This is a genomic window from Scrofimicrobium sp. R131, assembly GCF_040256745.1.
GTDB classification, from domain to species: Bacteria; Actinomycetota; Actinomycetes; order Actinomycetales; family Actinomycetaceae; genus Scrofimicrobium; species Scrofimicrobium appendicitidis.
In genome coordinates this window covers 122117-146350 of the sequence record NZ_CP138335.1, presented here as the reverse complement: position 1 = coordinate 146350, position 24234 = coordinate 122117, and the positions used below count along the sequence as shown (strand labels likewise).

The following is a 24234-nucleotide window of genomic DNA, read 5'->3' as shown; positions in this document are numbered from 1 at the left end:
GTCGGTGTGGTTAGCCCTTGGTGGCTCCCCCAGCCAGGCCCGCCACAATGTGACGCTGCATGAAGATAAACAGCAGCAACACCGGAGCGGCAATGATGACAGCTGTGGCCATCAGATCATTCCAGGCGGTGCCGTACTGCCCCATGATCCGGTTCAGTGCCACGGTCAGCGGCTGGATTGTCTGCTCGGTAGTCAGCGTCAGGGCGAAGGTAAACTCACCCCAGGCCATCAGGAAAGCAAACGAACCGATCATGACGATGCCGGGTCGAATGGTGGGCAGGACGATCCTGGTAATGGTCCCAATAGTTCCTAGACCGTCCAGTCGCGCTGCCTCTTCCACTTCATAGGGGAACAGTTTGAAGTAGGGACGAAGCAGGATCACCGCAAACGGCAAAGTTGCCGAGATATCAGCCAAGATGATTGACACGTATGAGTTGATCAAACCCAGGTGTCGGAACATAACAAACAGCGGAACCGAGATGGTGATGGCTGGCAGCAGTTGAACCACAGTCAGCATGATCATCATTGAAGTCGTGACCCGTCCGCGCAGGCGTGCCACCGCATAGGAGGCTGGAATAGCGATCAGCAGCGTCAGGATCAAGACTGAGGTTGCAATGATTAGGCTGTTCAGGAATGCCTGCGGGATTCCATAGGTGGGGGAAAAGACCGTCTGGTAGGCCTTTACCTGCGGGTCGTGTGGATAAAGCTGCGGCGGAGCCGCGAACATGTCCCGACTCGACTTCAGGGAGGTGTTCACCATCCAGTAGACGGGGAACAGATAGATCGCCGCGATCAGCCAGGCAATGGCAGGTTTACCCCACCTCTGCCAGCCATGGCGATTAGCATTTGCCGCCGGGCTGAGTTCGGCCGGTGTCTCCAGTGCAGTTGCCATCACCGTTCCTCCTCGTTCAGACTCTTGACATAGAAGTACGACAGCGTGATTGGCAGAATCAGCGTCAGGACAGAGGCTGCTGATCCCTGACCAAACTCGAAGAAACTGAAGGTCCTCAGGTAGGTGTAGATCGGCAGAGTTGTGGTGGCATCGACCGGACCGCCTTTGGTCATCACGTAGATCAAGTCAAATACCTTGTAGGTGTTGATCACGCCTAGCAGCACCACAGAGACGGTGACCGGACGCATCAGCGGGAAGGTGATCGACCAGAACTGACGCCAGGGTGAGGCGCCGTCTACCGAAGCTGCCTCATACAGAGTGTCATCGATCAGGTGCAGTCCAGACAAAAGCAGCAGCATATTGAAGGGAATCCCCACCCAAAGGTTGGCCACAATCACCGCAATCATGGCGGTTGCGCCCTGCGACAGCCACCGGATGGGCTCGTCAATCAGTCCCATGGACTGCATCAGGTAGTTGAGGACTCCGTAGTCAGCATCAAACATCCACCGGAACGCGGTGGCGGTGACTACGGGAGGTAGGATCCATCCAACCAAGAGCAGCGCCCGAATCGGCCCGTTGCCCATAAATGGCCGGCGGAAAAACAGGGCCAGTGCGAACCCAATGATGTACTGGAACACTAGGCACGAGACCGTGAAGATCAGCGACAGCAGTGCCGAATGCCAAAATGCAGGGTCTTGGAGGATTACCCGGTAATTCTCCACTCCGTTCAGATGCAGGTTCCCGGAGACTAGATTGGCTCCACTGGCGTCAGCGACACTCAGATAGAGGTTGTACAGCAGAGGGAAGGCCAAGAAGATGGCGATGTAGATGAGCGCGGGGGCCGCCAGGGCCAGCCCCAGGCGCCGCGTCTTGGAGGACGCATTGGCTGCCTGAGGCTGACGCTGTCGGCGTTTTTTGGCCACGGTTTCCATGGGAGTTAGGGAAGCAGCGGCTCAATCACTTTGGCGGCATCCGCAGCGGCAGTCTGCGGGTCTTGCGCCCCGGTCAGCACCTTCTGCAGTGATTCCTGCACCGCCGCAGAGATCTCGTTGTACTTGGCTCCGTAGGCGCGAGCATGGGCCACACCCAGCTGGTCTTCGAACACCTTCATGTTGGGATCCGCGGACAGTTTCAGCTGACCTTCGAGGTCCACCCGGCTGGACAGCTGCCCAGAGCCGTCACAGTAGATCTTGGCACCGTCGGTCCCGGTCAGGAAGGTCAGGAACTTGACGGCAGCTTCTGGCTGCGTTGCCTTGTCAAAGACCACCACGTTTTCCCCACCAAGCCCGGTGGCCGCAACTTTGCCCGTGGGCAGCGGAGCGACGCCGAAGTCCACGTCAGATTCCTGCAGGTTCTGCAGTTCCCAGGGGCCGTTGATCATCATGGCCGACTGCCCGTTCACAAACTGAGTCCGGGCGTCTTCCTGGCTAAAGTTCGCCACCGAGGAGGACATCGAACCATCGTCGATCAGGTCGTGCATGAATCCAAGAGCAGTTGCCCCATCAGTGGCGTAGGTGTCCAGGTCGCCACCGGTCTGCCACAGGAAGGGCAGGAACTGGAAGGTTCCCTGTTCATTCTTGGCTCCCGACATGGCAATCCCAAATCGGTCAGAAGTGGTCAGGGCCTTGGCGGTTGAGCGGAGCTCGTCCCAGTTCAACGGAACGGAGACACCTGCCTCCTCAAAGGCGGCCTTGTCGTAGTAGAGTGCCAGGTTGTTTGAGTTGAGCGGCAGACCAAAGGTTTTGCCATCAACCTGGGTGGAGGACCAGGGGCCCTCATAGAACTCCGATTCCATCCCCTGCGTCTCAGCGCTCACATCTTTCAGCAGCCCCAAAGAGGCAAAGTTCTGTGTGTCGACTACGTCCACGATGGCGACATCTGGGACCGAGCCCCCAACACCGCCCTGAACGATTGACTTGGCCAAATCGGCATAGGCGAAGGAAGTCCGGTGAACCTTGATATCGGGATTGGCTGCTTCGAAAGCCGCCACAGCGTCCTCCATGGCAGTGTGGCTGACGCCTTGGCCGAGGTAGTCCCAAACTTCGATGGTGACCTGCCCGTCAGCAGCACCGTCGCTCCCCCCACTGGTTGGGGACGACTGAGAGTCGGAGGTCCCGCCTCCACCACATGCTGCCAACCCGAGAGAAAGGGCGGCAGCCAAACCCACTATCGCGGTTACCCGCCCCCCTGCGTTAAATCCGATGCGTTTCATGATTCCTCATTTCATTTTTTGGGTGTTGCTTACTTCGTGATCCCGAGGCGCGATGTTCGCCTCGGCTGGTGTGCGGCGTTGTTTTTCAGCGAAGGATGAATTTGACACGGTCTCCTTCCGGGATGAACTCGGGGCCAGGTGCCAAGTCCGGCTCTCCGGACGCTGCCGATTCCGAGCCGATCAGAACTCGTTCCACCTCATGCCCAATTAGCTTCACCCGCCAGTCGCCCAACGGAACTTCGGTGCTAACGGTGACCGTTTGCCCTTCCCTGGACACAGTGACCGTCACTTCGGATCCGTCGGCGGTGGGAAGCGCGATCTCTCGCGTACCAGAGACCGGGTAGAACAGCAGCAGGGTGACATTCTGATCCCAGTCGTAGTCGGGTCGAGCCGACTCTGCTCCCAGGGGAATCACCGACCCATCCGGGACCAGTACTGGCAGAGAAGTGAGGTCGTGGTGCTGTCGATGCCAGCCGGATCGTTCCAGCCTCAGACCGGTCAGGAGATCCGTCCACCCATCGGTTGGGAGGTAAACATCAACCTCTCCTTCCGAATTGAACACCGGTGCAACCAGCAGATCTGGACCAAACAGGTACTCGGTGTCCACGTGGAGCGAGCCGCGATCTTCGGGGTACTCGAAGATCAAGTGCCGCATCAGCGGGGTCCCAGACTCGGTGGTGGCACGGGCGTGATGGATGATGTAGGGCATCAGCCGATTCTTCAAACGAATGAAGCGACGAGCCACCTGGACCGCGGTATCTCCGTAATTCCAGGGCACCCGGTAGGAGTGCGAACCGTGAAGGCGCGAATGTGAGGAGAGCATTCCAAAGGGGAACCAGCGAATGAATACGTCATCTCGAGGAGTGCCCTCAAACCCTCCCATGTCGTGGCTCCAGTACCCGAAGCCGGACATTCCCAGAGAAAGGCCCCCGCGGAGGGTTTCGGCCATCGAGACGAATGTCGGTTCGGAATCACCACCCCAATGCACCGGGAACTGCTGCCCTCCGGCGGTAGCCGCACGGGCAAACACGATGGCTTCTTCAACCCCACGCTCTTCTGCGATCGCTTCGTAGGCAGCCTGGTTGTAGAGGTATGAGTAGTAGTTGTGCATCCGTTCCGGATCCGACCCGTCGGCCCAGACAACGTCGGTGGGAACTCGCTCACCAAAATCGGTCTTGAAGCAATCCACTCCCTGCCGCAGCAGCTTCTTGAGCTCTTCCTTCCACCACGCGGTCGCCTCAGGATTGGTGAAATCTACCCAGGCCATCCCGCTTTGCCAGTGATCCCACTGCCGAACCGATCCATCTGCCCGCTTAAGTAGGTAGCCCCGTTTTCTCCCCTCTTCGAACAGATGAGAGCGCTGCCCGATATAGGGGTTAATCCAGACGCAGACTTTGATCCCTCGGTCATGGAACCGCTGGAGCATCTGTTCGGGATCGGGGAACTTGGCTGGATCCCAAGTGAAGTCGCACCAGTGCGAAGGACGCATCCAGTAGCAGTCAAAGTGGAACACCGACAGAGGCAGACCCTTCTCTTCCATTTGATCGATGAAGCTGATCGCCGTTTCTTCCCGATAATCGGTGGTGAACGAAGTTGAGAGCCAAAGCCCGTAGGACCAGGCAGGCACCTGCGGGGGTCGTCCGGTTAGGGCGGTGTACTTGGCCAGAATCTCTTTCGGAGTCGGACCGTAAATCACGATGTATTCGAGCGATTGCCCCTCGACCGAAAACTGAACTCTGGAGTTGACCTCAGAACCCACCTCCAGCGACACCAGCCCGGGGTCGTCGACAAACACGCCATACCCGGCATTGGTGAAGTAGAACGGCACATTCTTGTAGGCGTGTTCGGTAGCCGTGCCTCCATCGTCGTTCCACAGATCCACTGTCTGCCCATTCTTGGCGACCGGGCCGAACCTCTCTCCCAGCCCGTAGACGACTTCGCCCACGGCCAAGGTCAACTGCTCGTGAAGAAAAGTCCGCTTTTCCGGGGTCGTGACGATGCCCGAGCTTTTGAGAATTGATGAGGTGAACTCTCGCCCCTCAGCTCCAAAGGAGAGTCGATAGCCATCCTCAGGGCTGATCCGTACCTCCAACTTGCCGGTTCGCAGCCAGCCAGTTTGGTCCCCAACCTCAACTTCTGGATCGACCGGGAACTCAGCCAAGGAAAAGTTGGGCTCTTTGGGCCGGGCACCCCGATAGTTTTCGAGGCGAACACGGGCCATATCCGGAGCTATCGCCTCAACACTGACAGTTAGCAGAGGCGAATCCAGCTCATCCCCGGCATGGGTGAACCGCCGAGTAAGGGCGTAGGCCCGAAAGCCGGTCGCGGAAGCGTCAACTCCCTGGATGAACCGCGGGTGTTCAACCTGGTAGCCGGCTTTCTTGATCCAGTAACCCTCACTGAACTTCATGGTTTCTCCTCGTCAAATTGATTGTCGAACCGGTTCGACATATGGCCGTCCTGATGCCCACCTCCAGGTGGGCGCTAGTTTGAGCTAATGCTTGGGTGAGGAAAGTGTTCCTCGGTCGTCATACTCGGGCTGCAAGAGAACGGTCCGCGGTCGCAGACTAGGGTCCTCCAGTCGTTGGGCCAACAGGTCAACTGCGGCCCCGGTGATTTCGCGGAATGGATTGAGCACCCCGGAGATCGGCCGGGAATGCAGCGACATGGTGTCGAGCGACACCCCTAAGACAGACACGTCCGTCGGAACGGAGAGGCCTGCCGCGTTGAGCGCATTGAAAAGTGGGGCAGCGGCCACCTCGTGTCGAACCACGAACGCGGTCACTTCCGGATGATTCCTCAAAAGCTCTTCAATCTTTCGTGTGGTTGCCAGGAAGTCGTTAGAGGCATCCGCCGCCACCAGGGTGGAGCCATGTAGCTGAGCGCCCCGCTGAACACCGTCGTTGAACCGATTGACGTACGTCATGTCCATGTCCTGCCCCGCTGCGGGTGTGCCCACCAAGCAGATGTGCTGATGGCCAGCCTGGGCCAGCTTCCCAATCAGCATGAGCCCAACTTCCCGCCAGTCCAGATCCACTCGATCAAAGTCATTGACACCCTCAGGCATCCCCACCAAGACCGCCGGAAAGTTGGCTTTCCGGAGAGCTTGGATTCGCGGGTCCCGTTCTTCCACATCGAGGACGACGAACCCATCTACCTGGTTTGCCTTGACCAAGCGTTCCACGCTGTGGAAAGCCTCGTCCCCGGTCGCCAGGAGCACGTCCTGTCCTTGTCGGCGAGCTGCCTGCACCACGCCGTTGACAAACTGGAGTGCCACTTCCGGGGCCGCATTGTCGACCATGGGGGCAAGCAGCGCAATTGTGTCAGTAGTGGCGGTGGCCAATGCCCGACCGGCCGCTGACGGTGAGAAGTCCAGTTCTTTGATCACTTCCTGAACTCGCTGGCGCACCTCAGATGAGACAGGCCGCTTCCCGCTCATCACATAGGAAACGGTCGAGCGACTCACCCCTGCAAGCTTTGCCACATCGCCGATAGTTGCCATCTCGTCCTTCTTCGTCGTCTCTGTCGAACCGGTTCGATACAGTTGACGATAGCCAGGTTGAGAGGTGCCGTCAAGCAACAGTTTTATTTCGAAACTATATCGTGCATCACAGCCTAGCGGGTGGGCAGGTTTATGATCTTGGGGTCACCCCCGAGCCAATCCGCTCAATTACAAGGATTTCTCGGAACACCAGTCTCAGATTGGTCCAGTTAGGTCCAGAGTTTTCCCAGGGCCACATCGCAGGCGATTCTGTCCATTATCCGAACACACTCCCATCCGCGCCCCGCTGCCGAACCACACCCCACCTGCCATAATGACTCCGTGGTAATCCTGAGCCTACTGGGCCTCCTCCTGAGCTACGGCATCAGCTTGCAGTCGGTGCTGGTGGCGACGCGTGACCCCCGTCAGGGACGACGCGTGCGCTCGGTCGTCTGGGCTTTGGGCTCGTTTACCGTCGGCTCCCTCTTCCTGGCGGCCTTCTTCTACTTTTACGAGGCGGATCCCGTCACCTCGACCCTGGCTCGCGCTTCCCTGCTGCTCACCTGGCTGGCCCTGGGCTTGAGTGCCCTGGGATTGCTCGGCTGGATCTTTGTCCTCATTTGGCGCCGCCGAGCCGCGGCTCCCACCTGGCCCAGCCTGGCGCGGGTGCCCCTGCGTGAACGAATCGCCTACCTGGTTCGACTAACCCTGCCGGGCTGGCGCAGCCTGTCCGCCCCGGAACACCTGCACGAGGACACCAAGGAGGCTTCCCGGACTGCAGCCACCATGGCCGTGACAGCGGCGGTGGTAGCCGTCCCCACGGTCATTGTCCTGATTGCTCTCGCGATCATGCTCAACATTCGCGGATCGGCCGCCTCTGATTTCGCCTCCCGAACCCTGGGCTACTACACGCTGCTAATCGCCAGCTGCTGGACGGTCATCTACCTGTTAACCCTGATCGTGACGACCCTACTGCAGATTCTGCGAGGCAACGGCCGCCAACTCGATTTCACCCGGGCGGCCATCACGGTCGGGACCTGGGCGGGGTTGGGAGCGGCCGGCGGAGTCTTCGTCGGGGCCCTGATTCCAGTGGTGGTGATTGTCCTGCCGGGCGGTCCGTTTGCTTCCCTGGACACTCCGCTGCTGGACGCCATCTCCCCGGAGCTACTGCTGAACACCTCGGCCACGGGAGCCATCTTCGGCTTCCTGCTGGGGGAGATCATTTCCCTCCCCGACCTCTCGGGTGGGGAGGACAACCTGATTCTCGGGGTGGGACTGCCACCCGTCCTGTTTGGAACCCTGGCTTCGTTGGGGGGCTGGCTCGGCCTGCGGCCGGGGGCTCTCTCGGCCCACCTCGCCGCCCAGTATCGAACTGACGTACTGGCGCACAACCCGGAGGTGCCGGATCCCTTCACCACCGCCACCAACATCGACCTGGATTCGCACTCCGGCTGGGCCACCCTGGTCGAAGCTTTTGATCGGCACGGGTGGAATCTCCTGGTCGACTCGCGAATCTATTTCTTCCTCACCTGGATGGTGGTACACCTGGTAGTACTATTTGCGCTGACTCTGCGACTCCACCAGCGCGAACTGGAACTCGTTTCCCTTGACAGCGACCGTCAATCTCACTAGCAACACTCTAGGGAAGGAACCCCAATCATGCAGGACACCTACGTGGCGGCTCCCGGCCGCTACGACCACAAAGACTACTTCCGGTCGGGCCGTTCCGGCCTGGTGCTGCCACGCATTTCGCTTGGCTACTGGCACAATTTTGGCGACACCGCCCCGCTGGAACGCCAGCGGGAAGTTACCCGCCGCGCATTCGACTTGGGCATCACCTACTTTGACCTGGCAAACAACTACGGCCCGCCCTACGGCAGCGCCGAGCGCAACTTCGGCCAAATCTTCCGGCAGGATTTTCGCCCCTACCGCGACGAGATGATCATTGCTTCGAAGGCGGGCTTTGACATGTGGCCCGGTCCTTACGGTGAGTGGCCTTCCCGCAAGAACATGCTGGCCTCACTCGACCAGAGCCTGCAGCGCCTCGGTCTGGACTACGTGGACATCTTCTACGCCCACCGCCCGGATCCGCGAATCCCGATCGAAGAGACGGCGGGCGCCCTCGCCACCGCCTACCAACAGGGCAAAGCCCTCTACGTGGGGATCTCCAACTACTACACCCCCGCAGAAGTGGACGAGGTGGTGCGGGCCCTTTCCGCCTGGAACATCCCGCTGACCATCAACCAGCTGCGCTACTCCATGTTGGATCGGCGGATTGAGAACGGCGTGATTGACCGCCTCGATCAGGTCGGATCCGGGATTGCCCTATTCTCTCCGCTGGAGCAGGGCCTGCTGACCGATCGCTACCTGCACGGGATTCCCGAGGATTCCCGCGCGGCGGTGGGACACTTCCTCACCGGGGACAAGATCACCGAGGCCTACCTCCACAGCGCCAGGAAACTGAATGCCCTGGCCCAGGAGCGCGGTCAGAGCCTGGCCCAAATGGCGTTGGCCTGGGCGGTGAAGGACCCGCGGGTCACCACCGCCATCATCGGCGCCTCCAGCGTGGCCCAGTTGGAGGCGAACGTGGCTGCCCTGAACAACGGCAAGTTCACCGCCGAAGAGTTGACCGAAATCGATGCCGCTATCGGCATTCCCATCCAGCGCTAGCAAAGTGCCCCGGTCCGCAGCAGGACCGGGGCATCTTTGTCTCAGCTCCCTGTTCGGAACTTAGGCGTGGTGAGCTGCCTCGTAGTCAGCCATCATCCTGATTCGTTCCAGGTGACGCTCGTCGCCTGAGAACGGGGTCTCCAGGAACACGTCAACCAGTCGAATGGCCTCTTCCAGACTGTGCTGGCGCGCCCCAATCGACACCACGTTGGCATCGTTGTGCTGGCGGGCCAACTGGGCGGTCGACTCGTTCCAAACAAGGGCCGCCCGGCAACCCTTAACCAGGTTTGCGGCCATCTGCTCCCCGTTGCCGGAGCCGCCCAGGACCACCCCGAGGGAGGCTCCCCCGTCGGCCACCACCGCTTCGGCACATTCAATACACATGGGCGGGTACGCGTCGAGCGCATCGTAGACGTAGGCGCCGTGGTCGACCACCTCGTAGCCGCGCTCACCCAGGTGCTTGATCAGTGCTTCGCGGAGCTCAAATGCGGCGTGGTCACCAGCAATATGTACTTTGGTCATCGATACTCCTCCTTGAATCTCGGTTGGCAGTTACCGAGGCCGATGCGGGTCAGCCGCAGTCAATCGGCTCCATTCTAGTGCCCAAGTGCGCATCAGAGCAGGACCTCCGGACATATGGGCGCCCCAGGTCGTCAGATAGGCTGGTGCTGTGAACAAGCGAACCCTCATCAAGAACGGTTGGCTGCCCCTGCAGCACGGCGCCTGGTCCATGACTTTCACCCCGCTGCTACTGGGGATTATTCTGGGCGGCCCGTCGTGGCTGCAGTTGCTCCTGGTCTTTGCCTGGACTGCCGCTTTCCTCTTCTTCAACGTCTTCGGCCTGCTGATCAAGGCGCGGCGAAAAGAGCGCTACTGGAAGGCAACTATCACCTACGGCGTCCTGGCGGGCGTGGGGGCGCTGGCTCTGGTTCTGATTCGACCCCACCTGCTTGTGTGGGCCCTACCGTTGGCGGTGTTCTTCTCCTGGGCGATCATCGAGATTCTGCGGAGGAACGAACGCTCACTGGGTGCCCGGGTCAGCGCGATCCTGGCTTCCTCCCTGATGGTTCCCGTTGCTTTCTCCCTCGGTTCGCACCCGCTGGATTGGCGTCACGCCTGGGTGGCGACCGCCGTGGTGGCGCTCTATTTTGTCGGCACGGTCCCCTACGTCAAGACCCTGATTCGCGAGCGGGGAAAGCGCTCCTGGCTGGTGGGTTCGCTGACCTATCACGTCGTCATGCTGGCCATCTTTATCGGCGGAGCGGCGGCACACCTGCTCACCTGGTTTGTCCCGGTGGTCGGACTAATTCTGTTGGCGCGCGCCTGGGCCTACCCGTTGGTGTCGTTGCGTCGCGGCCGTCCGCTGCACCAGATGTTTGTCGGCTTGACCGAGTTTGGCTATTCAGCTCTGGTATTAATCTCTCTAATTGTTGGCTACCCGGCCGTGTAATACTGGACCCATGCAACTAGTCCTCAGACTCCTTGGCAACATGGCTGGCATCTGGATTACCAGTCTGATCGTCAGTTCCGTCCGCTTTACCCAGCAGGACGACCTGGCCACCAACCTGCTGGCTCTGGCCGCGGTCGCGCTGGTGCTAACTTTTGTCAACTCGTTGATTAGACCGGTCGTCAAAGTGATTGGCTTCCCGCTCTACGTCATCACCTTTGGCCTCTTCGCACTCATTACCAATGCGTTGATTTTCTCTTTGACCGGCTGGCTGGCCGGCCTCTTCCACCTGCCGCTCCAGGTGGACTCATTCGGCGGGGCGCTGCTGGGTGGAACCATCACCGCCATCATCTCGGCTCTGGTGGTCGCGGTGCTGGGGTCCTTCTCTAAGGACCGCTACTGACCCGCTGGGTCCAAAAATTCAGCGACACGGTTTGCGTGGTTGGCTCCAACCCCAGTTCTCGGTGCCGGTTTTCCAACCAGTGATCCACGGCCCCACCCGCACGGTGGTCCTGTTCCAGAGCCTCCAGCGCCCGGTTGTAAGTCTCGATCCCGTGCGCTGTGGCGCCGGGCGGGGTCAGGTCCGGATCGAAATAGACCGTGGTCACCCCCGGTCGCACCGGGTTGGGGGCCCCATCCAGAGCGGGGACCACGTCGCTCAGATTCTCTAGACTCAGCACTTCGACCCCCGGATTTGGGAGTCCGGCTCCACCCGCCGGAGCCCCAACCGTCAGCACCGACCTGATGGCAAACCGATCGGTCAACGCCGGGTCTGCCGCCAGGTTGGCCGCAACAATTCCCCCCTGCGAATGCCCAACCAGTTCCACCGGCTCATCCGGGCCGATTCCGGCCAGCTCCATCGCCCCGAGTACAGCTTCGCGCTGATCGGACGCAGCGCCGCCCACCTCCTGCAGGTTCGTCAGCATGTCCTGTGGGTTCGCCCCCGCCAACCCCCAATCTTTGGTCCCCCGGATCAGGACGGTCCAGGACCGGCGCGGGGTGCCCCTCCCCTGACTGTCGTGGCGCAGAATCTGAATTTGCCCGTCCTCGCCACCGGTCCCCAGATGACCGAGGGCCTGGCTGGCCCGCAGGGGAACGCCTACCTGACGCGGGGTCCAGGTCCCAATTGGTCCGGTCCCCAGCCGGGCCGCCTCGATTGCGCCGACGGGTTTGATCCGCCCGGAGGTCACCAGCGCCACCGTATTCTTCCCCTCCAGGTTCCCCCGAAGCAGCACCCCTCGCTCCCGGCCCCACAGCGAATCGGTGAGGCCCATCGGAACCGTAGCCAACCAGCTCAACCCGCGCGCCACCGACCCGGTTCGATTGGGTGGGCGCGGCCGGGCAGCACCAAAAACCCCGAGCCGTAATTCCGTCGGGTTTGGCGCCAGTTGTGCCAGCCGCCGAACCTGCCCCTGCAGCACCAGGCCTTCCACCCCCGTCCCCGGACTGGCTCCCGTCAGCACCAGCCCGGATCGCACCAGGTTCAGGCCGGCCTGGCCCACCGTCAGCGGCACCGTCAGGGGTGGAACCCAGCGCAGGTACCGCCACCAGGGTCGCTCGGACAGCAACCCGCAACTGAGGGTGACCTGCCGACAGGCCTGGGCCAACCCAACGGTCGAGCTTTCCGCCTCGGCATAGATCAATGCGGCCCGCTCACGCCACTGAATCTGGTCGGCCCCGGCTGCTTGCACCTGAGCCATTCCGGACAGTAATTGCCCGAGTAGCTGAACGAGGTTGGACAAACCGGTTCCCGGGAGTGGATAAATAGTTAACCAATCGTCGAGGTTCCCTTTAATCAACCCTATCCGCTGGACAATATCGTCTACCCGCACGATTGTGCGGCGCAATGATTCCGTCGCACGCAGCAGTTCGTCGGTGTCTACCGCCGTGGCCGCATCCACCACCCACATTGAGGACTCACCCGACGAGGTCACCGACCGTCACCTCCCAGACCACCTCGGGCAGTAAACCCTTGACTTCGCCCAGTTGCGCCTCAACCAAAGCGCTGGTTGCCACTAGTTGTCGCAGTTTCTCCTGGGAAGCGCTAGCGGCCGCCCCCACCCAAGAGTCCACCTCGGCCCCCGCCAACTGCCGGTGGATCAACCCCCAGTCCCCGGTCAGGAGCGCCAAATCCGCCAGCGCGGCCAATACTACTGATCTGTCCATCCGTTTACGTTAGGCCAAGTCGAGCGACAATTAGGTTGAGCACAATCGTAATTGTGGAAAACTAGGCGCCACCCATACTGTGGATATTTCCAACTTTGGAATAGTTGGCTAAAGTTGATCCATGTTAACGCTCTCAGGGCCTCCATCACGGTTTCGTAAAACCGCCTCTCCCAGTCAGATCGACTTCGAGATCGCCGCACTCGCTTGGCTTCGGGAGGTGCCCCACGGCGTCAAAGTAGCTGAGGTGCTAGATCACGGCCGGGGATGGTTGACCGAGATCCGCTTGCACTCATTCCCCCCGTCTTTTTCCCAAGCCGAGGAGTTTGGTCGGCGCCTGGCTCAGACCCACGCCGCCGGCGCCCCGTGGCTGGGCGCCCCGCCCACGGGATACCGAGGAAAGGGTTGGATCGGCCAGGCGCCGCTCCCGCTGGTGAGCGAAGCTTCGGCCACCTCATCGTGGGGGGAGTTTTACAGCCAGTCTCGGCTGCGACCCTACCTGGAAGTCTTTGACGCCGACGATCGGGCCCTGGTGGAGCGGCTGTGTGACCGACTCGAAACCGGAGTGCTGGACCACCCCCAGCCGGCCCTGGTGCAGCAGCCAGCCGCCCGCACCCACGGGGATCTCTGGGGTGGGAACGTGATGTGGACCGACGGTGGAGCCGTGCTGATCGACCCGGCCGCGAGCGGCGGTCACGCCGAGGACGACCTGGGCGCTCTGTCCCTGTTCGGGGTCCCACACTTCGACCGAATCGTGGCCGGCTACCAGGAGGTTTCGCCCTTGGCTCCCGGGTGGGAGGACCGCCTCGGCCTCCATCAGCTGCACCTGCTGACGGTCCACGCCTACCTGTTTGGGGGCGCCTATCTAACTCAGACGGTGGATGTGGCTTCGCGCTACCTGCCAAACCGGCAATAATTGGAGGCATGAACTCAGCTGCCCCCACCCCCTCGTTCACCCCGCTGACCCACGAAGCCCTGTCGCCCCTAGACGGGCGCTACCGGGAGCAAACGGCGCCGCTCGCCACCTACCTGTCGGAGGCCGCCCTGAACCGGGCCCGCCTGCACGTCGAGGTGGAGTGGCTGATTTTCTCGGTCGCCGCCGGAATCTACCCCGGGTTGGCTCCGCTTTCCGCCGAGGATCAGGCCTACCTGCGCAGCCTGCCCGCCAACTTCTCCGAGGAGACGCGGGCCCGCCTGGCCGACTTCGAACGTGAAACCCGCCATGACGTCAAGGCGGTTGAGTACCTTCTGCGCGAGCACTTGACCGGTGCCCCCGAAGGCTCGCCGCTGCCGGAACTGGGCGAGCTGGTCCACGTCTTCTGCACCTCCGAGGACATCAACAACCTGGCCTACGCCCTCTGCCTGCAGGGCGCGATCGCCCAGGTGTGGCGCCCGGCGGCCGCCTCCCTGCAGGCCACCCTGGCCGAGCTGGCACACCGATACGCGGACATCGCGATGCTGTCGCGCACCCACGGTCAGACCGCCACCCCCACCACCCTGGGGAAGGAGATGGCGGTGTTTGCCCACCGGTTCGCCCGCCAGCTGGACCGCCTGGACCAGTGCGAGTACCTGGGCAAGTTCAACGGCGCCACCGGCACCTTTAGCGCTCACGTCGCCGCCCTGCCGCAGGTTGATTGGCTGGAGGTTTCACGCGGCTTCGTCACCCACCTGGGCCTGACCTGGAATCCCCTAACCACGCAGATTGAGTCCCACGACTGGCAGGCCGAACTCTTCGGCGTAATCGTCCACTTCAACCGGATCGCCCACAACCTGGCCACCGACTGCTGGACGTACATTTCCCTGGGCTACTTCCGCCAGGACCTGGCCGCCCAGGGCTCGACCGGCTCCTCCACTATGCCGCACAAGATCAACCCGATCCGGTTCGAAAACGGTGAGGCCAACCTGGAGGTTTCCAACGCCCTGCTGGAGTCGCTCTCCGCCACCCTGGTGACCACCCGCCTTCAGCGCGACCTGACCGACTCGACCACTCAGCGCAACATCGGCTCGGCCTTGGGCTACTCGCTGCTGGCGCTGGACAACATCAGTCGCGGCCTGGCCGGGGTCGCGGCCGACCCGGAAGTTATTGCCGCGGATTTGGGCTCCCGCTGGGAGGTGCTCTCCGAGGCGGTCCAGCAGGTGCTGCGAGTCCAGGACGCGATCGGCTCCGCCCGGGTGGATTCCCCCTACGAGCAGCTGAAGGCCCTGACGCGCGGCCAGGGCATCACCGAGGAGTCGCTCCGCCAGTTCATTGAGAACCTGCCGGTGCCGGACTCGGTCAAGGAAACCCTGACAGCCCTGCGCCCCGAAACCTACGTGGGGTTGGCCCCCCAGTTGCCCGAGCTGTTGGACTAGCCGGTCACGGCCGCCAGGTTGGGTCGGACAGCGGCGCCCCGTATTTCTCATACAGATCCTCGGGGCGGGCAATCTCGTCGGCAAACCCAAGGTTTTTCAGGTCGGAGAGCTGCTCTGAGCCCCCGTCGGGCTGCTCGGTAATCAGGATCCGGCCGCGGATCGCCACCGGCGCGATCTCCCCGTTGTCCCACAGGGCGCGCACCGCTCGATCCATCATGTCTTGAATGAAGACGCGGTAGGCCTGCAACTGTTCGTCGCGCGAATCCTCGTGGATGATCTTCGCCTCCACCTCCTGCAACTGGTGCCAGGTGAAGCACAGGTCGAAGCTAACCAGCAGCGGTTTGCCGAAGCCGGACAGGACCTCGACCTCGATGTCGATGCCGCCGGCGGGCTCGGCCGCCTGGTTCACCGGGGAGGTCTCGATCGCCCGCTTGATCAGCTCCGCAAATCGGACGGGCCGCTGCGGATGCGGGTGGGGCCGAACGTAGTGGGTAAAGAGGCGCCCCACCTCCCCCACTTTGGCCAGTCCCCAGACGGTGAGTTTCCCTTTGGGGCGCGGCACCCACGGCAGCTGCTGGCCGATCTGCGTTCGCCTCAACTCGCTTGCCCTTTGCCACAGGTCACGTTTCACGAGGGGCCTCCTCCGGTCGGGACAACTGGGCCAGGAGGGCCGAGTTTTCCAGGGCCGCCTCGACCTTCTCCATCAGTTCCTGCGGGGTGGGCGGCAGCTCGGGGCTCACCACCTCGTCCCCGTAAACCACCGGCTCCCAGTCCGGGCGATCCAGTTCCAGGTACTCGGTCCAGGCCGTGTTGGCGTGGGTGGGCACCAGCTCCTGCCAGATGTAATGGTGGGTAACCCGGGTTTCCTCCCCAGGCCGGGGCAGGTACCGCTGCAGGGCTTCCACCACCTGAGCCTCGCGCCCCCACCGGGTGATCTGCACCCGGCGTTCCAACTGGCGCAGGGTGTCGGTGTAGGTGGACGAGGCGTGGGCGTAGTAGAGCGAGCCCAGGCGCGGCTTGACCAGGGATCGCTGGACCACCACGCGCTGGTCGGCCACCTTGCGCGGGGTGCCATCGAGGGCGGGAACCACGTCCTGCACGTGCTCCAGCGCCAGCATGTCCACCGAGGGCCGCAAGCGCAGACGCCGCGTGGGGCTACCCATCGTGATCACGCCCTCCACGTCAAATCCCAGTTCCGCGGGCGCGGTGGCGGCCAGACCCACAGCCACCATTCCTCCCTGCGAGTGCCCGCACACCAGCACCCGCTCGTGCACCCGAGCGGACGGCTCGATCCCGGCCGCCGCCATCGCCTGGTTCACGGCCGCGATCACCCCGCGGCGCATGGCCGAGGGCAGGTTCAGTTCTTCGCGCAGGTTCGTCTCCAGGTCGGCCACGTTGGGCTTCGACTCCGGTTCCGGGTGATCGGTTCCGGGCACCGACACCAACCAGCGCCGGTTCGACCCGCGGCCCACCTGGGTAATCTTGACGGCCTGCCCGTAGGCGTCGGCCCAGTAGAGGTCGTCAATGTCGGCCGCCAGGTCGCCGAGCGAGCGGGGCGGCTGAAACCGGCGCACCTGCGGGGTGGGATGCTCGGGCGGCAACTGCCCCACCTCGCCCAGACTGTCCCACCACAGCTGCGCATGCACCTTGCCCCCGGTGAAGTAGCCCAGGGACTTGCCAAACGCCAGGCCGGTCAGCATGAGCGAGTCGTAGCCCATTCGCGGGATCCGCCGCAGGTTCCGGGCAGCCCGCCCGTCGCGGTCAAACCCCAGGGCAATGTAGGTCCACAGCCGAACCCGATTCCACCGAGAAATGGTGGACCCGAGCTTCGACAGCTCCCGAACCAGCAGCGTGTCGAGCCCCGGTTCGGCAAAGAAAGTGTCCTGCGCCTTTTCCAGCGCCTGGTCGCCGCGTTGCACGGCCCCGGCTTGGAGCACTTCTCGCATGGGAGAACCGGGCGGGGCCCCACTGGCCGCTAGAGTCCAGGCCGCGGACCGCAAAATCGCGGGGATCAGCGGGAGCATTCGGCGGGCAAAATGTCCGGGCCGGGCCGCCTCGGGAATGCGGCGCAGCGGATAGTAGCGAGCCAACTGTCACCCCCTTTTCACCTGTTCCAGCTTACTGGAAAGTTTTTCGATTTAGTCTTGCCATGCATACCCCCTGGGGGTATAGTGGGCGACAGGCAGCGAAAGGAGCCGGAACCAATGCGTGGATACTCCCAAGATACCGACAAATACCTCGCCCGCCTGCGCCGAATTGAGGGGCAGGTCCGCGGAATCCAGCGGATGGTGACGGAAGGTCAGTACTGCATCGACGTGCTGACCCAGATTTCCGCCATTGAGTCGGCACTGAACGCCGTGGCCCTGGGCCTGCTGGAAGATCACCTGAACCACTGCGTGGTGGACGCGGTTAAACAGGGAGAAGAAGCGCAGCGCGAAAAGATGCACGAGGCAACCCAGGCGGTGGCCCGCCTGCTCAAATCCTGATCCACCGGCCGGCTCGCCAAGCGGCCGGCTCCACCCCCAGGCCTCCCGCCGCCCCCGCGGCCGGGGTAACCGCACAACCAAAGAAAAAGGAACCTCTCATGAGCGATTTTGACCGCACCACCGAACTGTACGTCACCGGCCTCACCTGCGGACACTGCGTCGCCAGCGTGACGGAAGAGCTGGAAGAAATCAACGGCGTCAAGAACGTCGACGTCATCCTGGTCAAGGGCGGCGAAAGCAAGGTTACCGTCCTGACGGACACCGCCATCGACGATGAAGCTTACCGGGATGCGATCCAGGAAGCCGGCTACGACCTGGTGCGCATCTCCCGCGACCTCTAGGCACCACCCCGAAAGAAGATGAGAGCATGACCCTCCCCAACGAGTTTGATTCAACCCCAACCGTCCATCCGGACTCCCACCACGGGACCGAAGTTGGGGAGGACGCCCACCGCCGCGCCCGCAGTCTACGCACCCGGTTCCTCCTCACCCTGCCGCTCGGCGTGGTCATCATGGCCCTGTCGATGGTGCCCGCCTGGCAGTTCCCCGGCTGGCAGTGGGTGGTGGGGGTCCTGGCGCTCCCGGTGGTCACCTGGGGAGCCTGGCCCTTCCACTCGGCGGCCCTGCGCGCGGCCCGCCACGGGTCCACCACCATGGACACGCTGGTCAGCCTCGGAGTGATTGCCTCTTCTCTCTGGTCCTACTGGGCATTGCTGCTGGGCGGGGCCGGCGAGATTGGCATGCACATGTCGATGTCCCTGATTCCGCGGGCCAGCGTGCACGGAGCCCACCCCGAGCTGTACTTCGAGGGTGCGGCCATGATCGTAGTCTTCCTGCTGGCGGGTCGTTGGGCCGAGGCGGCCACCCGCTACCGAGCCGGGGATGCCCTGCGCGCCCTGCTCACCCTGGGAGCTAAAGAGGCCACCGTGCTGGATCAGCAGGGACAGGAGCGGGTGATTCCCGCCGCAGACCTGCAGGTCGGCGACCAGTTCCTGGTCCGCCCGGGGGACAAGGTTGCCACCGACGGCGTCATCATCCGGGGCTCCTCCGCCCTGGACACCTCCCTCCTAACCGGGGAAAGCGTGCCGGTCGACGTCGGGCCGGGCGACGAGGTGACCGGCGCGACCCTGAACACCTGGGGTTCACTGGTGGTTGAGGCAACGCGGGTTGGCAGCGAGACCACCCTGGCCCAGATTGGTCGCCTGGTGACCGAAGCGCAGGCGGGCAAAGCCCCGGTCCAGCGTCTGGCCGACCGGGTCAGCGCGGTCTTCGTTCCGATCGTCATCGGCATTTCGATTGTCACCCTGGTTGGGTGGCTGCTGGCCGGCGGCTCGGTCCAGGCCGCTTTCACCGCCGCCGTGGCAGTCCTGGTGGTGGCTTGCCCCTGCGCCCTCGGCCTGGCGACCCCCACCGCACTGCTGGTCGGCTCCGGCCGGGCGTCCCAGCTGGGCATCATTATCCGCAACGCCGAGATTCTGGAACAGACCCGGACGGTCAACGCCGCCACCCTCGACAAGACCGGGACCATCACCACCGGAAACCTGGCCGTGGAAAGCGTCTGGCCCGAAGACTCCGGCGTCCTCGCCCTGGCGGGGTCGGTCGAGAGCCATTCGGAGCATCCGCTGGCTCGGGCAATTGCCGAGGCGGCCCGGGCGAAGACCCCCGAGCTGGCCCCCTCCACCTCGTTCACCAACCACGCCGGCGGGGGAGTCTCCGCCCTGCTGGATGGAGACTTGGTCCTGGTGGGCAGCTCCCGCTGGTTGGCCCGCCACGGGGTGAGCCTCCCGGTGGACCTGACCGCCCGTCACGAGCAGGCCGAGGCGTCCGGAGCCACCGCGGTCCTGGTGGCCCGCATCCCCAACTGGCACGAGTCGACCGCGGACATGAGCGAGCAGTTCACCCCCGCGGCGGCGGCAGACGGGGACCCGCTGATCCGGGTCAACGTCAAGGTGGGCGGCATGACCTGCGCGTCCTGCGTCAACCGGGTTGAACGCAAACTCCGCAAACTGCCCGGGGTCGACGCCCAGGTGAACCTGGCGACTGAAACGGCCGCCATCACCCTGCGCGCGGACCACTCGGACGAGGAGTTGGTCAACGCCATTGTCGGTGCCGGCTACGAGGCCGAAGTCACCGGTCGGGAACAGTTGGGGAACACCCTGGTGGCCCCCGCCCGCACCGAAGGCAAACAGCGCACCCTGCCCGATTCGCTGCCGGACACCCAGGTGCTGGGACTGCTGGTGCTGCGAGACACGATCAAGCCCAGTGCCGCCGAGGCGATTGCCGAGCTGAGGGCCGAGGGGATTGAGCCCATTTTGCTGTCGGGCGACAACCAGCGGGCAGCCGAGTACATCGCCCACCAGGTGGGGATCACCCGGGTGCTGGCCGAAGTCCTGCCCGAAGAGAAACAGCGGGAGGTGGCCCGCCTGCAGGAAGAAGGTCGGGTTGTCGCCATGGTCGGAGACGGGGTCAACGATGCGGCTGCGCTCGCCCAGGCTGCCAACCAAGGTGTGGGGATCGCGATGGGGTCGGGGACGGATGCAGCCATTGCGGCAGCCGACATTACCCTGGTCAACTCGGATCTGCGGTCGGTCCCCCGCGCGATCCGGATTTCCCGGCAGACGCTCTCCACCATCAAGGGGAACCTGTTCTGGGCGTTCTTCTACAACGTCCTGGCCATTCCGCTGGCCGTGGCGGGACTGCTGAACCCGATGATTGCGGCGGCCGCGATGGCCTTCTCCTCGGTCTTCGTGGTGCTGAACTCGCTCCGGCTCCGCCGAGCCGGCTAGGCGCCCGTCGACTCCTCTTCCGGCTGGTCGCCCCCCTCGTCGGGGCGGCTAGCCGACAGGGTCCGGCCCCGAATCGCGTAGGGCCGGCCCACTTCCTGATCCCAGGAGGGGATCCGCAGGACCAGCGGCACTCGGCGCCGCCGCAGTCGACGCGCCTTGATGGCCCACCAGATATCCCAGTACTGGGCCCGTTTGTGGCTGTTGGGCTCCACCCGATGCTCGTCCAGGTGATGGAAGGCGCAGGGAATCTCGACAATCGAGAACCCCGCAATCAGCAGGTCGATCGTCATCCCCACGTCCGCACCCCACCCGTTGGAGAACGGCATCACCTCGTTGATCACTTCCCGGGTCAGGCACCGCTGCAGGGAGAGAGGACCGGAAACATCCCAGCCAGTGGACTGGCGGATGCCGTTGCCGGCCATCACCCAGGTGGCGCCACGGCGGGTCCCATCTTCAACCGGAACCACCCCGACGGCGCAGTCGGCCAGGCCGGAGTTGACCGCCTCCACCAGGGCGTTGGCCTCAACCGCCGAGTCACCCAGATCAGGGGAAAGGAAAAGGAGGTTCCGGGCCGGCCAGTCGGTCCGGTCCCGCATCGCCGCCACCTTGACCCCCGTCTCCAGGGCGGAAGCACGGCCGCGACTAACCGAGTGGCGGACCACGACTGCCCCGGCCGCGCGTGCCACCTGCGAGGTGTCGTCGGTGGAGCCATCGTCCACCACCACGATTAGGTCAACTGAGGGAATGGCGCGGCAAGCCCGAACCGTGGAGGAGATGTACTTGCGGACATCCTGGCAGGCGATAATCACCGCTACCCGCTGGGGCCCTGCGGATGTCTCCGATTCCCGCTCCACCCTGATCTCCTTTACCGCCCGCTACTGCACCATGACCCGGAAGCTAACGGATCGTCACCTGCCGGGAAACCATCCCGGCCCGGGCTCGGCGCTCATCATCGGTGAGAGGCTCCGTTTGCTTCAGTGCCAACTCAAGGTTATCGCGCAATTGCGCTGCCGGGGCGGCAAAGTCCGCGGCGGATAGTTCCGGATTCACCTGGAACACCGGGATCGCGATCCCGCAGGCCCGGAAAGCACCGACAAACTTCGAGCCTTCGCCCAGTTGTGCTTGCCCGGCGGCCTGTAGCCGCGCCAGCGCGGTGAAGAGCAGGTCCTCGTCCATCGCCAGCACGTAGCGGATGAAGTTGTTGTTCATCTCGCACCAGTACATGCCTTCGACCCCGGGAACTTCCTCGGTCGGCACCATGTCTTCCCGGTTCTGCTCCAACGCGGCCGCCATCTCGGCGTCAATCTCCTCGTTGGGGTCAAACCAGTAGCCGAAATCCTTCAGGACCGTCATCGGAGCCAACTCGCCCTCGGCCAGCAGTTCCTGCAGGCGCGGAGCGGGGTCCCTCACGTCAAACTGGGCTACCCCTTCTTCGCCTTCCAGCTGCATTTTCAGCGCGGCGGTGAGGGCAGCCCCCAGGTCGTGGGACAGGTCGCCGGTGGAGAATCGCGTCTGCACGCCGACCAGAATCCTGCCGTCGCCCCGAACCATCGCCCCGGCCCCGTCGGGCAGCAGGGTGACGAAGTCAAACTCCGTCCCCCCGTGTTCAGCGGTGGTCTTGGCGGTCATGGTGGCGCAGGGGATGATCTCCCGCATCGCTACCAGTTCCCGCTCGCGCTCCAGGCCCTGGAACGGTCGGTCCACGAAGGCAATGGCGGGTCGAATATTCTTACGCTTCGACGGATCAATCTTCTTGCGACGGCTTGCTTTACCCATAGGCATTAGCGTAGTCGGAAAACTCACCGGTGTGCATCAGCCGCCGCGGGCGCCCGGCATCCTGCATCTTCTGGCCGGTGGGCCCGGCTCCCACTTCACCCTCCGGCGACCCGCGGGTAGACGACCGACCGGCTCCGGCGGCGCACTCCCAACCAAACGGCAAGATACGGCCACAATTCACCTCGTGGACGGAGTTAGTCCACCCTACGAATGAGACTACAATCTATAGGACTACGCAACGAAGCCTAATTCTGGGGGTAATCATGCACGAACGGGCCGGACAGCTGGCAACCGCTGAAGATCTGATTGACGTTGACGCGCTGTTGTCCGCATATTACGAGGTGCAGCCCGACCCGAATAACCCGAACCAACGGATCGTTTTTGGCACTTCGGGCCATCGGGGAACCTCGCTGAACGGAACTTTCAACGAAGCCCACATCGTTTCCACCACCGCCGCCATTGTGGAATACCGCACTCGGCAGGGATACGACGGCCCCCTCTTCATGGGTGCCGATCCGCACGCCCTCTCTGAGCCGGCTTGGCGTTCCGCCCTCAGCGTCCTGTCGGCGGCCGGGGTGCAGACCTACGTGGATTCCCGCCGAGCCTGGACCCCCACCCCGGCGGTCTCCCTGGCCATCCTGATGGCCAACGGCGCCCCCGGGGAACTGCGCCAAAGCGGCCCGGGCCTGGCCGACGGGATTGTCATCACCCCCTCGCACAACCCGCCCGCCGACGGCGGCTTCAAATACAACCCGCCCACGGGCGGCCCCGCGGACTCTGACGCAACCTCGTGGATTGCAGCGCGGGCGAACGAACTGATGGCCGGCGACTGGCGGTCGATTCCGCAGGCGGAAATCGGCGCCCCCTCCCAAGCGGACAACGTTCACTTCTACGACTTCCTCGCAAACTACGTGGCCGAGCTGGAGACGGTGATCGACTTCCAGGCGATCCGAGATGCGGGCGTTCGAATCGGTGCCGACCCCCTCGGCGGAGCCTCCGTGGACTACTGGGGCGCCATCGGGGAACGCTACGGACTGGACCTGACGGTAATCAACCAGCGGACCGACCCGCAGTGGCCGTTCATGACCCTGGACTGGGACGGGAAGATCCGGATGGACTGCTCGTCCCCCTACGCCATGGCCTCCCTGCTGGAGCGGATGCAGCCCGACGTCGCCGGCAACTATCCCTTCGACATTGCGACCGGGAATGACGCGGACTCGGACCGCCACGGAATTGTCACCTCTGACGGCCTGATGAACCCGAACCACTTCCTGGCCGTGGCCATCGAGTACCTGTTTGAGCACCGCCCCGGCTGGTCCGCCGAAGCCAAGATCGGCAAGACCCTGGTGTCCTCCTCGCTGATTGACCGGGTGGCCGCCGCCATCGGGCGCGAAGTGATCGAGGTTCCCGTCGGTTTTAAATACTTCGTCTCCGGACTGTTGGACGGCTCGCTGGGCTTCGGTGGGGAGGAGTCGGCCGGTGCCTCGTTCCTGCGCAAGGACGGAACCGTTTGGACCACCGACAAGGACGGGATTTTGCTGTGCCTGCTGGCCGCGGAGATCACCGCCGTCACCGGCAAGTCCCCCTCCCAGCTGCACCGCGAGCAGGTGGAACGCTTCGGCGAGTCCTGGTACGCGCGGATCGACCAGGCCGCCAGCAAGGAAGAGAAGGCGAAGCTGGCCAACCTGTCCCCCGACAACGTGACGGCGTCGGAGCTGGCGGGCGAGGCGATTACGGCCAAACTGGTCCGCGCCCCCGGCGACAATCAGCCGATCGGCGGGCTGAAGGTGACCACGGAGAACGCCTGGTTTGCCGCCCGCCCCTCGGGAACTGAGGACGTCTACAAGATTTACGCCGAGTCCTTCATTAGCGAGGAGCATCTGGGCCAGGTCCAGAGCGCCGCCAAGCAGGTGGTGGACGAGGCGTTGGGCCAGTAGTCACCCTGCTCACCTAGTCAGGCAGCCGGTTTC

General features: G+C 63.4%; 22 protein-coding genes. 10 read left to right on the top strand and 12 right to left on the bottom strand.

Features of this window, described 5'->3' with window-relative positions:
• Window positions 1–10 precede the first annotated feature (10 nt).
• From SAC06_RS00705 to SAC06_RS00685, 5 genes are all read right to left on the bottom strand, one after another.
• Entirely contained in the window at window positions 11–892 is an 882-nt protein-coding gene (locus SAC06_RS00705) for a carbohydrate ABC transporter permease (protein ID WP_350258309.1), read from the bottom strand.
• Complete coding sequence (locus SAC06_RS00700; RefSeq protein ID WP_412766222.1) at window positions 892–1824, bottom strand: carbohydrate ABC transporter permease; 933 nt, start codon at window positions 1822–1824, stop codon at window positions 892–894. Before SAC06_RS00700 ends, SAC06_RS00705 begins: the two co-directional genes overlap by 1 nt.
• Window positions 1825–1829: 5 nt before the next feature.
• On the bottom strand, window positions 1830–3104 hold the full coding sequence (locus tag SAC06_RS00695) for a sugar ABC transporter substrate-binding protein (RefSeq protein ID WP_350258307.1): 1275 nt from the start codon (window positions 3102–3104) through the stop codon (window positions 1830–1832).
• Window positions 3105–3189: 85 nt separating this feature from the next.
• Window positions 3190–5514, bottom strand: coding sequence for an alpha-xylosidase (yicI, locus tag SAC06_RS00690; protein WP_350258306.1), 2325 nt, complete (start codon window positions 5512–5514; stop codon window positions 3190–3192).
• Between the two features lie 84 nt (window positions 5515–5598).
• A complete protein-coding gene (locus SAC06_RS00685) occupies window positions 5599–6588 on the bottom strand; it encodes a LacI family DNA-binding transcriptional regulator (RefSeq protein WP_350258305.1) in 990 nt (329 codons plus the stop codon).
• Window positions 6589–6927: 339 nt separating this feature from the next.
• Here SAC06_RS00685 and SAC06_RS00680 point away from each other — a divergent pair, with 339 nt between their 5' ends.
• Together SAC06_RS00680 and SAC06_RS00675 are read left to right on the top strand one after the other, a co-directional pair.
• Complete coding sequence (locus tag SAC06_RS00680; RefSeq protein ID WP_350258304.1) at window positions 6928–8217, top strand: hypothetical protein; 1290 nt, start codon at window positions 6928–6930, stop codon at window positions 8215–8217.
• A gap of 27 nt (window positions 8218–8244) precedes the next feature.
• Window positions 8245–9255 (top strand): aldo/keto reductase, encoded by a 1011-nt coding sequence (locus SAC06_RS00675; RefSeq protein ID WP_350258303.1) that lies wholly within the window; start codon window positions 8245–8247, stop codon window positions 9253–9255.
• A 60-nt stretch (window positions 9256–9315) separates the two neighbouring features.
• Here SAC06_RS00675 and SAC06_RS00670 read toward each other — a convergent pair whose 3' ends face one another.
• Window positions 9316–9777 carry a ribose-5-phosphate isomerase gene (locus SAC06_RS00670; protein ID WP_350258302.1) on the bottom strand — a complete coding sequence of 154 codons (462 nt, stop codon included), beginning with the start codon at window positions 9775–9777 and terminating at the stop codon, window positions 9316–9318.
• A 148-nt stretch (window positions 9778–9925) separates the two neighbouring features.
• Between SAC06_RS00670 and SAC06_RS00665 the strand changes: the two genes are divergently transcribed.
• Complete coding sequence (locus SAC06_RS00665; RefSeq protein ID WP_350258301.1) at window positions 9926–10705, top strand: YwiC-like family protein; 780 nt, start codon at window positions 9926–9928, stop codon at window positions 10703–10705.
• A gap of 40 nt (window positions 10706–10745) precedes the next feature.
• Window positions 10746–11105 (top strand): phage holin family protein, encoded by a 360-nt coding sequence (locus SAC06_RS00660; RefSeq protein WP_412766221.1) that lies wholly within the window; start codon window positions 10746–10748, stop codon window positions 11103–11105.
• Here SAC06_RS00660 and SAC06_RS00655 read toward each other — a convergent pair.
• Both SAC06_RS00655 and SAC06_RS00650 read right to left on the bottom strand, forming a co-directional pair.
• Window positions 11089–12402 (bottom strand): lipase family protein, encoded by a 1314-nt coding sequence (locus SAC06_RS00655; protein ID WP_350258299.1) that lies wholly within the window; start codon window positions 12400–12402, stop codon window positions 11089–11091. The genes SAC06_RS00660 and SAC06_RS00655 overlap by 17 nt on opposite strands.
• Before the next feature lie 217 nt (window positions 12403–12619).
• Window positions 12620–12868 (bottom strand): hypothetical protein, encoded by a 249-nt coding sequence (locus tag SAC06_RS00650; RefSeq protein WP_350258298.1) that lies wholly within the window; start codon window positions 12866–12868, stop codon window positions 12620–12622.
• A gap of 121 nt (window positions 12869–12989) precedes the next feature.
• On the opposite strand from SAC06_RS00650, the gene SAC06_RS00645 reads away from it, so the two are divergent.
• The gene (locus SAC06_RS00645; RefSeq protein ID WP_350258297.1) at window positions 12990–13781 is read left to right on the top strand and encodes a fructosamine kinase family protein; all 792 of its coding nucleotides are present in this window, start codon (window positions 12990–12992) and stop codon (window positions 13779–13781) included.
• Between the two features lie 8 nt (window positions 13782–13789).
• Window positions 13790–15217, top strand: a complete 1428-nt coding sequence (gene purB, locus SAC06_RS00640; protein WP_350258296.1) for an adenylosuccinate lyase — start codon at window positions 13790–13792, stop codon at window positions 15215–15217.
• Window positions 15218–15221: 4 nt separating this feature from the next.
• Here purB and SAC06_RS00635 read toward each other — a convergent pair whose 3' ends face one another.
• Window positions 15222–15848 (bottom strand): hypothetical protein, encoded by a 627-nt coding sequence (locus tag SAC06_RS00635; protein ID WP_350258295.1) that lies wholly within the window; start codon window positions 15846–15848, stop codon window positions 15222–15224.
• Window positions 15838–17307: an alpha/beta hydrolase gene (locus SAC06_RS00630; protein ID WP_350258294.1), complete on the bottom strand. Its 1470-nt coding sequence runs from the start codon at window positions 17305–17307 to the stop codon at window positions 15838–15840. The genes SAC06_RS00635 and SAC06_RS00630 overlap by 11 nt, the downstream gene beginning before the upstream one ends.
• Before the next feature lie 114 nt (window positions 17308–17421).
• Between SAC06_RS00630 and SAC06_RS00625 the strand changes: the two genes are divergently transcribed.
• The 3 genes from SAC06_RS00625 (at window position 17422) to SAC06_RS00615 (ending at window position 20488) form a co-directional block, all read left to right on the top strand.
• Entirely contained in the window at window positions 17422–17703 is a 282-nt protein-coding gene (locus tag SAC06_RS00625; protein WP_350258293.1) for a metal-sensitive transcriptional regulator, read from the top strand.
• Window positions 17704–17801: 98 nt separating this feature from the next.
• Window positions 17802–18044, top strand: coding sequence for a heavy-metal-associated domain-containing protein (locus SAC06_RS00620; RefSeq protein ID WP_350258292.1), 243 nt, complete (start codon window positions 17802–17804; stop codon window positions 18042–18044).
• A gap of 26 nt (window positions 18045–18070) precedes the next feature.
• Window positions 18071–20488: a heavy metal translocating P-type ATPase gene (locus tag SAC06_RS00615; protein WP_350258291.1), complete on the top strand. Its 2418-nt coding sequence runs from the start codon at window positions 18071–18073 to the stop codon at window positions 20486–20488.
• Here SAC06_RS00615 and SAC06_RS00610 read toward each other — a convergent pair.
• On the bottom strand, window positions 20485–21342 hold the full coding sequence (locus tag SAC06_RS00610; RefSeq protein WP_350258290.1) for a glycosyltransferase family 2 protein: 858 nt from the start codon (window positions 21340–21342) through the stop codon (window positions 20485–20487). The genes SAC06_RS00615 and SAC06_RS00610 overlap by 4 nt on opposite strands.
• A gap of 43 nt (window positions 21343–21385) precedes the next feature.
• On the bottom strand, window positions 21386–22264 hold the full coding sequence (locus SAC06_RS00605) for a DUF5926 family protein (RefSeq protein WP_350258289.1): 879 nt from the start codon (window positions 22262–22264) through the stop codon (window positions 21386–21388).
• Window positions 22265–22527: 263 nt separating this feature from the next.
• On the opposite strand from SAC06_RS00605, the gene pgm reads away from it, so the two are divergent.
• Window positions 22528–24201: a phosphoglucomutase (alpha-D-glucose-1,6-bisphosphate-dependent) gene (gene pgm, locus SAC06_RS00600; RefSeq protein WP_350258288.1), complete on the top strand. Its 1674-nt coding sequence runs from the start codon at window positions 22528–22530 to the stop codon at window positions 24199–24201.
• Window positions 24202–24234: the final 33 nt, after the last annotated feature.